The sequence below is a fragment of the Methylocaldum sp. genome (assembly GCF_039794385.1).
Taxonomy (GTDB): domain Bacteria; phylum Pseudomonadota; class Gammaproteobacteria; order Methylococcales; family Methylococcaceae; genus Methylocaldum.
Map to the genome: position 1 here is coordinate 1 of NZ_JBDIVO010000215.1, position 8,537 is coordinate 8,537.

10 protein-coding genes are annotated in these 8,537 nt (G+C 60.7%); 3 read left to right on the forward strand and 7 right to left on the reverse strand.

Annotated elements, in window-relative coordinates; genetic code table 11:
• Nucleotides 1-58 precede the first annotated feature (58 nt).
• The 5 genes from ABJK70_RS16530 to ABJK70_RS16550 all read right to left on the reverse strand — a co-directional run bounded on the left by ABJK70_RS16530 (nucleotide 59) and on the right by ABJK70_RS16550 (nucleotide 4,697).
• Nucleotides 59-748, reverse strand: a complete 690-nt coding sequence (locus ABJK70_RS16530; RefSeq protein WP_156881255.1) for a phosphatase PAP2 family protein — start codon at nucleotides 746-748, stop codon at nucleotides 59-61.
• Complete coding sequence (locus tag ABJK70_RS16535) at nucleotides 745-2,724, reverse strand: sulfatase-like hydrolase/transferase (RefSeq protein WP_347258506.1); 1,980 nt, start codon at nucleotides 2,722-2,724, stop codon at nucleotides 745-747. The genes ABJK70_RS16530 and ABJK70_RS16535 overlap by 4 nt, the downstream gene beginning before the upstream one ends.
• Nucleotides 2,725-2,936: 212 nt before the next feature.
• Nucleotides 2,937-4,331, reverse strand: coding sequence for a sigma-54 dependent transcriptional regulator (locus tag ABJK70_RS16540; RefSeq protein WP_077727874.1), 1,395 nt, complete (start codon nucleotides 4,329-4,331; stop codon nucleotides 2,937-2,939).
• 7 nt (nucleotides 4,332-4,338) lie between these two features.
• Entirely contained in the window at nucleotides 4,339-4,518 is a 180-nt protein-coding gene (locus ABJK70_RS16545; protein WP_347258512.1) for an ATP-binding protein, read from the reverse strand.
• Between the two features lie 41 nt (nucleotides 4,519-4,559).
• Nucleotides 4,560-4,697 carry a hypothetical protein gene (locus ABJK70_RS16550; RefSeq protein ID WP_156881922.1) on the reverse strand — a complete coding sequence of 46 codons (138 nt, stop codon included), beginning with the start codon at nucleotides 4,695-4,697 and terminating at the stop codon, nucleotides 4,560-4,562.
• 571 nt (nucleotides 4,698-5,268) lie between these two features.
• On the opposite strand from ABJK70_RS16550, the gene ABJK70_RS16555 reads away from it, so the two are divergent.
• From ABJK70_RS16555 to ABJK70_RS16565, 3 genes are all read left to right on the forward strand, one after another.
• Nucleotides 5,269-5,592: a hypothetical protein gene (locus tag ABJK70_RS16555; protein ID WP_347258507.1), complete on the forward strand. Its 324-nt coding sequence runs from the start codon at nucleotides 5,269-5,271 to the stop codon at nucleotides 5,590-5,592.
• Nucleotides 5,593-6,000: 408 nt separating this feature from the next.
• The gene (locus ABJK70_RS16560) at nucleotides 6,001-6,597 is read left to right on the forward strand and encodes a DUF6088 family protein (protein ID WP_347258508.1); all 597 of its coding nucleotides are present in this window, start codon (nucleotides 6,001-6,003) and stop codon (nucleotides 6,595-6,597) included.
• Complete coding sequence (locus tag ABJK70_RS16565) at nucleotides 6,590-7,609, forward strand: nucleotidyl transferase AbiEii/AbiGii toxin family protein (RefSeq protein WP_347258509.1); 1,020 nt, start codon at nucleotides 6,590-6,592, stop codon at nucleotides 7,607-7,609. Before ABJK70_RS16560 ends, ABJK70_RS16565 begins: the two co-directional genes overlap by 8 nt.
• A 2-nt stretch (nucleotides 7,610-7,611) precedes the next feature.
• Here ABJK70_RS16565 and ABJK70_RS16570 read toward each other — a convergent pair whose 3' ends face one another.
• Entirely contained in the window at nucleotides 7,612-8,052 is a 441-nt protein-coding gene (locus ABJK70_RS16570; protein WP_347258510.1) for a LacI family transcriptional regulator, read from the reverse strand.
• The coding region (locus tag ABJK70_RS16575) for a zinc ribbon domain-containing protein (protein WP_347258511.1) at nucleotides 8,049-8,537 on the reverse strand (489 nt) is incomplete at its 5' end. The genes ABJK70_RS16570 and ABJK70_RS16575, both read right to left, overlap by 4 nt.

Consider the following 8,537-nt stretch of genomic DNA (forward strand, 5'->3'; position numbering starts at 1 on the left):
TTAAAGCCCACAGCCGTCGTCACTAATACCGGACGAGTTCTTCACGTGCTAGAGTCGTTTATGTTTCTTCTCTTTCCGGTCTTATTCCCATGTACCACGCCAAAATGGTGGCGGTCGTCCAGCAGATGCTCAGGCTCCAAAGATTATGGGAGAGAAAATGCGCGCCGCGCGCGATCTGACTCCAGCTCAGGGTGCAGCCAAAGGCAAAGCTCAACAAAAGGGCCACCGGCGCAACCCGCGATCGGCGAGCACGAGCCGCATAATAGAGTGCTAGCAGCGAGAATCCGCCCGCAGCATGCCCACTCGGCCAACACCGTCCGGCTTCGCCCATGGGTACGAAACGCAGATTGGCAGTGCCGTAATGCGGCGCAGTACCGCCATAGCGTTCGACCGACCAAGGACATGCCGGCGTGGTGTGCAGTTTGAGTAGTGCCACGCTCCCGATCGAGATTCCCATGGAGAGCAGCAAATAGACGAGCGTCCGCCGCCAAGTTATAAGCATCGACAGGAAGAACGAGGCAACCAGCAGAAGGACTGCGGCGAGCGCCACGCCGCGCACCACCCAGTTCGCGGCATCGTGCAGAAGACGTTTGAATACGGCATCGTTCCGCAAGGGAAAAGTTCCCGTTGCGGCGTCGAAGTACCTGTCGCTTAGCGCAACGTCCCAACCGTTCAGCTCCACCAGAACGAGGGTTACCGCGAGAACAGCAACCGGCAGCGCCAGTTGACGAAGAAACGATGATCTCAATGTCCGAAATCGCTCAGCAGCGATTTTTCCGTTCGCGGCGCCGCGTTGTTGTGGGCCGATGGCGGCAGTGCCGACAACAAGCCGTGTTTGAGCGCCCAGGAGGCCCCTTGATACCAGGCGATGGTGCGCGCACCGGCGGTCTTATCGAACGCCATAGGCTTAACCATGTCGTTGCCCAGCGGATCGAGATGGATCTCATCCAGGCGGCGCGGCGACAGAATCGTCAGTCGATCGTTCTCGTAAAGCGCCACGCGCTGATAGGTGGCCACCAGCGCGCGCCCCTGGTCCGGCGGTGTGCGCAGAATGTCCCGGCCGTAAAAACGGCTGGTGTAATGCAGGTTGAGCAAACCGAGCACCGTCGGCGGAAGATCCATCTGACTCGCGACTTGATTGACGGTCCGAGGCGCGACGTACCTGGGCGCATAAACGATGAGCGGAATATGGTAGCGGAGCAACGGCACCGCATCCTTGCCGGCACTGCCGGCACAATGGTCGGCCCCGATCACGAACACCGTATCCTCGAACCATGCGTGCCTGCGGGCCTCGTCGATGAAGTGGCCGATCGCCCAGTCGGTGTACCGAACAACGCTTTTGCGATTCCTTTGCGGCGCGTCGATTCGACCTTCGGGGAAGGTGTAAGGCCGATGATTCGACGTCGTCATGAGCAATGAAAAGAAGGGCTTGCCCGCGGCATGACTTCGGTCGGCCTCACGCAAAGTCCGCCGATAAAGATATTCGTCCGCGACGCCCCAAACGTTGGCGAAGCCTTTCTCGTCCTCGGCGAACAGCGCTCGGTCAATCACCTCGTAGCCGTTCGATGCGAAGAATGCGTTCATGTTGTCGAAGTAGCCGTATCCCCCGTAAAGAAACTTCACGTCATACCCCTTGGCACGGAAAACCGACCCTAAGGAAAACAAATTGGCGTTGTCTGGACGGCGCACTACCGAATTCCCCGGGGTCGGCGGGATTCCGAGCGTCACCGCTTCGAGCCCACGGACAGTGCGGTTGCCCGTCGCGTAATACCGGGTAAACAAAAGCCCTTCTGTTGCCAATCGGTCCAGATTCGGCGTCAGGCCGTCCGAGTTGCCGAATGCCCTCAGATAGTCCGCGCTCAGGCTTTCGACGGTAATCAGGATAACGTTGAGCTTCCGCTCGGCCTCGGGGGGCGATACCCGGCGCGTCACATCGAATAGCTGACTGCCGGTAAATCGCTCCCCCGGAAGCAAGACCTGGGCGCGAAGCAACTCTGAAGCCAGAGTCGGATCTTCGACCGAGTAGTAGCGCTCGTAATCGAGCTGGTTATGACGGAAGGCATAAAAGAACTGAAAGAGGCCATTGCGAGCGAGCTCGTCCACATAGGTATTCGTCGAAAGCGGGGCAAACCTATCGCCGTCGAACCAGGATGCGCCGACGAGAAGCAAGATTGCGAAGCCGGCCGAAACCGCCCGCTGCCGCGGCGGGGTGCGTTCCTCCAGCGCACGGCGCAGCCCGCCGCGTACCCAATAGAGCTTGGTCAAGGCAACGATCACCAAGGCCGAGAGAATCGCGACCAGCGGATAGGACTCGGCGATGTTGCCGGCGACTTCACGCCGATAGATCAAATAGTCGACGGCGATGAAATTGAAGCGAGCGGAAAATTCCTGCCAAAACAGCCACTCGGCGACCATCACGAAGCCGATCCCGAAGAACAGACCGGCCACCAGGGCGAACATGAGGTGCCGGTGGACCACCGTGTGGTAGATTCGTTCCGGCAGCACTTCCAGACCGATGGCCAGTGGCGCGAAGGCCCAGATGCAAACGACGAGATCGTAAAGCAAGCCTTGGACATAGACGGCAAGCAAGGACATCGTTTCCTGCGGGAGATCGGGAAAGCTCTCGATCAACAACATCGTCCTGAGCCCGGTAAACAGCGTCAGACTGACTAGAGCCAAAATCACCGGGATGCCGACTCGATGGCCGAATATGCGAGAAATCATGATGGCAGGTTTGGTGGCTTTTCCGGACCCCACGACCTGCAACGTTTGTGCCGCCTTTCGCTATGACACCATATTATTGATTTAATAGGTATATATTCATATTCGAACCTTAACAACCCCCGTAAGGCCGGTTAAAGCCACCAACTTTTTTGGGGCTTAAACCACTATCAATGCCCTCGACCAGATTCGACGCGGTACGCTCAATCGCCCGCTCAGCTCGATTCTTTCAACCCGTACTTCCGGATGCGATAGCGCAGTGTTTCGCGGGTCGTGCCGAGGGCGCGGGCAGCGGCGGTGACGTTGCCGTCGTGGCGCTCCAGGGTGGTTCGGATGATGTAACAATCCATATCGTCCAACGCCATGCTCCCGTCGAGCGGAATGAACAATCCGTCCGCGCTCGCGGCATCGATGCCCGGCATTCCTTTTTCGCCGTGCCGGCGCAGCTGCAACCATTCGACCGGCAACAGCGGCCCCTCGGCGAACAGCACGCAACGCTCGATGACGTTCCGCAATTCCCGTACATTGCCGGGCCAGTCGTGCGCCCGCAATTCCGCCCAGGCCGCTTCCGGAACCACCTTGACGTGCTTGCCGGCCTTGGCGTTGAACTCGGCCACGAAAAGCTCCACCAAATCTTCCAAGTCCTCCTTGATGTCCCTGAGGGGCGGCAAGGTGAGCTTGAACACGCTCAAGCGATGGTAAAGATCGCCGCGGAATTCGCCGCGCTTGACCATGTCCTCCAGATCCCTATGGCTTGCCGCGAGGATTTGCACATCGACCGAAATTTCCTTCTCCGAGCCCAGCCGGCGGATTTTCCGGTCCTCGATCGCCTTGAGGAGTTTGGACTGAAGATCCGGAGCCATCTCGCCAATCTCGTCGAGGAACAAGGTGCCGCCTTCGGCCTGTTCGATCAATCCCCGGTGCCGTGACAGGGCGCCCGTGAATGCGCCGGCCTCGTGCCCGAACAGTTCGGATTCCAGGAGCTCGCGCGGCAGCGCCGCGCAATTGAGCTCGATCAACGGGTTTTCCGCCCGTTTCCCGCCATAATGCAGGATGCGGGCCGCGAGGCCCTTGCCGGTGCCGGTTTCGCCGCCGATGATCAAGGCGCTGAAAGGCACTTGGGTCAAGCGCGTCAACATCTCGCGCACCCGCTGCGCCGCTCGGCTCTTGCCGACATAGGCCTCCGGCGAATAACGGCGATAGCGCTGGCGGACTTGCTGCGCCAGGCGCTTTTGGGCCTGGGCGCTGCGGGCGGCGGCGGCGATCACCAAGTCGAGCCGCGACATCTCGCACGGTTTTTCGAGGAAGTCGTACGCACCCAGGCGCAAAGCCCGCACCGAATCCGGCACGCTCCCGTACCCGGTGAGCAGCAGCCATTCGGTATTGGCGATCTGCCCTTGAAGCGATTCCATGAAATCCAGAGCGTTGCCGTCCGGCAGATTCATGTCGGACAGGATCAAGATCGGCTCGAATCCCTGTTCCAGCAGCAACTCTTTCGCATCCTTGAGGTCTTTGGCCCATTCCACTTCCCAACCCGCCTTGCGATAGTGGCGCGTCAGTTCGGAACCGAACAAGGCCTCGTCTTCGATGATCAGCAAGGTATTCAGCACGGCAAACTCAGACCCATTGACAAGGAAGCGTTAAACTCACCCGAGCTCCACGGGGCTCGACATTCGAAATATCCAGCTGCCCGCCCAGGTCGCGCGTGAAGCGCTGAACCATGGCCAGACCGAGGCCAGTACCGCCAAGAGCCTCTTGCTCGAGGTGGCGCTTGACCGCAAATATTTGTTCATCGATTCAGAGAATGGCAGGGACAGGTTGAATATCGGCGATGCTGCTTACTCGTATTTAACTGAATGAACCGTCATTTGCTTCCTGGAATCGTCACTCAGACCCTGGGCAATATCGACGTCAGTCACTACGATGGATAGAACAGCGAGCACGATGCTGTAAACGAACTGGTTCATAAACCGCATCAGAATACTCCACGAAACACGGGAATGTTTTTGCCGAAAAACAGATACCCAAATGGGATTTAACGATGTCGGCAATAAACACAAAGCAAATAAAGTGCCACAAAGAAATGTTTACTTATCAATTACATGTCGCTCCATGACAGTGCTCGACTGGTGTAATTGCACGCGGAATCGGTGATTTTGAACTGGTCGAATGGGCGGCTATTGGCGCTCGCCGAAAGCTGTCTCCTCGGCACACACATTGAAGCTTGGGCGCTAGAGTAATCCAGCGCAGAATTTATTATCCGGACCGCTGACGCGCTGGACATAGGCCTTATAGGCTTATGCTCGGGTCTTTCCCATAATCATGAACCGAAGGCTCGGTCATGGACGATAAAAATCCTCAGGCACCGCTCATGACAACAGAAGAGAGGGCTCTTCGCAAGTGGCCATCCTCGTGGGGATCAGTCTGTTAGCCGGCGCTATGGGAGGTGCGGCGGCAACAGCGATGGCCACCTACCTCAAAGATCAAGTCACCCACGCGCGAGCGCCGATCATAGAACACAGGTAAACCATGGAGAAAAAGCCAAGGATGAACAGGGAGAACGTTGTCCCGTTTCGGCCTGGAACGGCGGGCCGCACACGGCCGCCGTTTAAAGGTCCACGCCTGGTCTGGCCCACGCGCACCGATGTGATCGCGGCGGTCGCGCCGGTCGCTCGGGCGGGGCGGATGACCTTAACCGGCGCTCGCGCGGTCGTTTGGATCCTCTCTCTGCCGTATCACGCCGTCATGCGCTTGTACGTCGGCATCCTCCGGGTGATCGAGTTCTTCGGCGCGATGGTCTTCGTTACGGTGTTCTTGATGCTCGGCTGGCTGTTGATCCAAATGGTCCGCGATTACCTGGCCGGCACATAAAGTGTCCTTCGGACAGTTTTTTGATCCCCCTCCCATCCACCAATAATGAAACCCCAACCGTTCTCGGTTGGGGTTTTTTCTTGCCTGATCGCGCCGGTTCCCGCGTGTTCGCGGGGATTCCTGCGGAAGCCTGCGGACTTCGGCATCCGGCCCATGGCCCTTTCCAAGGCCGCCTTCTTCTCTCTCCTGGCCATTTTTCTCTCCGGCCTCGCTCCCCCGGACACGCCCGAAGTCCGCAAAGGCCGCAACGCGGTGCCATATAGATCAATGGCTTACGCGCGGACGAATCAAGCGGTTGGATTGCAGCATCGCCCGACCAAAGGAAACCACACCGTTCATGCCAGCGCCGAGGCGGTTTGAAGAATGTCAGAAATATCTCTATACTTCTGACAAACGGAGATCACCCCCATGAGCCACCTCAGCGAAGCCATTCTGTCCGCCGCCCAGGCCCTGCCGGAGGGAGGCTTGGTCTCGCCCAAGGAATTTCTGCATCTGGCGTCTAGGGCGGCGGTGGATCAGGCGCTGGCCCGACTGGCCCGCGAGGGGAAGTTGCTGCGCGTGGGACGGGGGGCCTACGCCCTGCCGGTAACCAGCCGCTTCGGTTCCCGCCCGCCCTCGACCGAGGCCGTCGTCGAAGCCATCGCGTCCACCCACGGTGAAGTCGTCGTGCCCAATGGCGCGGCGGAAGCCAATGCGCTGGGGCTGACCACGCAAGTGCCGACCCGGGAGATCTTTCTGACCTCGGGACCCACGCGCAAGCTGCGCCTGGGCAACCGCATCGTCGAGCTCAAGCACGGCAGCCGCTGGCAGCTCGCGCTCGGCAAGCGCGCGGCCGGCAAGGCCATTCGCGCCCTGTCCTGGCTGGGGCCCGAGCAGGCGCCCTCCGCCCTGCACATCCTCCATGCCCAACTGCCCGCGGAAGAATGGGCCGCCCTGCAGGCAGCTCGCGCGGCCCTGCCCGGCTGGATGGCCCGCGCCGTCAGCGAGGTGAATGCACATGGCTGAGTCCTGGTTCGCGCTCAGCCAGGCCGATCGGGTCGAGGCCCTGGAATACGCGGCCGCCCAGAGCGGCCGCCCGGCACATCTGCTGGAAAAAGACATCTGGGTGGTGTGGACGCTCGCGGCGATCTACGCCTCCTCCATCGCCGACACGCTGACCTTCAAGGGTGGTACGTCGCTTTCCAAGGTTTACAAGGTCATCGAGCGGTTCTCGGAAGACATCGATCTGACCTACGACATCCGCGCCCTGGTGCCGGATCTGCTGCGCGAAGGCAATCCGATTCCAGCGTCTGCGAGCCAGGAGAAAAAGATCACCCGCGCAGTGCGCGCACGGCTTCCCGACTGGATCGAGCAGACGGTACGCCCCGTCATCGATGACGCCTTGGCCGCGAACGGCTTGCAGGCGGACTTGAGTCTCGCCGGCCAGGAGCGCGACAAGCTGATCATCGCCTATCCCGCCGTAAAGACCGGCACGGGCTATGTCTCCGCGACGGTCCAACTGGAGTTCGGAGCGCGCGCCACCGGGGAGCCGCACCACTTTCATGAAGTCGCCTGCGATATCGCGCCTTGGATCGAAGGCGTGACCTTCCCGACAGCACGCCCTTTGGTGATGGCCGCCGAGCGCACGTTCTGGGAGAAGGCCACGGCCGCACACGTCTACTGCCGCCAGGAACGGCTGCGCGGTGAGCGGTATTCACGTCATTGGTACGACCTGGCGGCGCTGGCGCGAAGCGAGCATTTCGACAAGGCGGCCGCCGATCGGCAACTGGCGCATCAGGTGGCCGAGCACAAGTCGATGTTCTTCGCCGAGAAGGATGCCAACGGCGGCAAGATCGACTACGTCGAGGCCGTGAGCGGCTCGCTCACGTTGGTACCCGAAGGCCCGTCGCGCACAGCGTTGGCACAGGATTTTGCGGCGATGAGCGAGGACGGCCTGCTGCTGTCAGATCAGCCGGAGTTCGATGCGATTCTGGAAACCTGCGCCGCCATACAGGACAAGGTCAATCGGCTGGCGTGAGGTCAGGCACTTCCAAGCCCAATCCGCGCGCGCTGCTCCTCCCACAGGGCCGGCGGATCAACCGCCAGATCGAACAGGGTGACATGATTCGGCAGCGTATCGTCCAGGATCGCAGCCACGATGTCCGGCGCCAGCGTGGTGAGGTTGACCATCCGACTCACGTAGCTGTTGTCGATCCCCTCCCGCGCGGCGATCTCCTTCAGTGACTTCGCTTCCCCCGACTCCAGCATGGCCAGCCAGCGATGCCCTCTCGCCAGCGCCAACTGGAGCGGCGTCGGTGTCATATCCCACGGCCTTACGGGAACGGTTTCGCCGTTCGGCAGCGTGACCAACTTGCGTCCGCTGCGCCGTTTGATTTGGATCGGCACCGACAGGGTCAACCTGCCGTCGCTCGTCTGGAGAATGTCCGGCTCGCCGGTCTTCAGGATGCGGATGTCGCTCATGCCAACGCCTCCTCCGTCTGCTCGACGGGCTCGGGACGCAGCTCGAGCACCAGACGCTCGATGCCGTTGGCGCGCAGCCGCACCTCGAGGTCGTTGGGCGACACGATGACTTTCTCGACCAGCAATTTCACGATCCGGCTCTGCTCGGCCGGGAACAGCTGATCCCAGATCGCGTCGAGCCGGGTCATGGCCACCGTGACCTGCGCTTCGTCCAGGGTCGGGTCGAGTTCGATCGCCTGCGGCAACACCTCGCCCAGAAGATCGGGCGCGCGCAGGATCGCACGCAACTGGTCGAGCACCGCCGATTCCAGTTCGGCGGCCGGCAGGCGCGGCAACCCGGACGCTCCCGCATATTCCTTGCAGTCTCGTTGCGGGACGTAATAGCGATACCGGCGCCCGTTCTTTTTCGTGGTGTGCCAGGGCGACAGCGCCCGGCCATCGTTGCCGAACACGATGCCCTTGAGCAGATAGGGCACGGTCGCCCG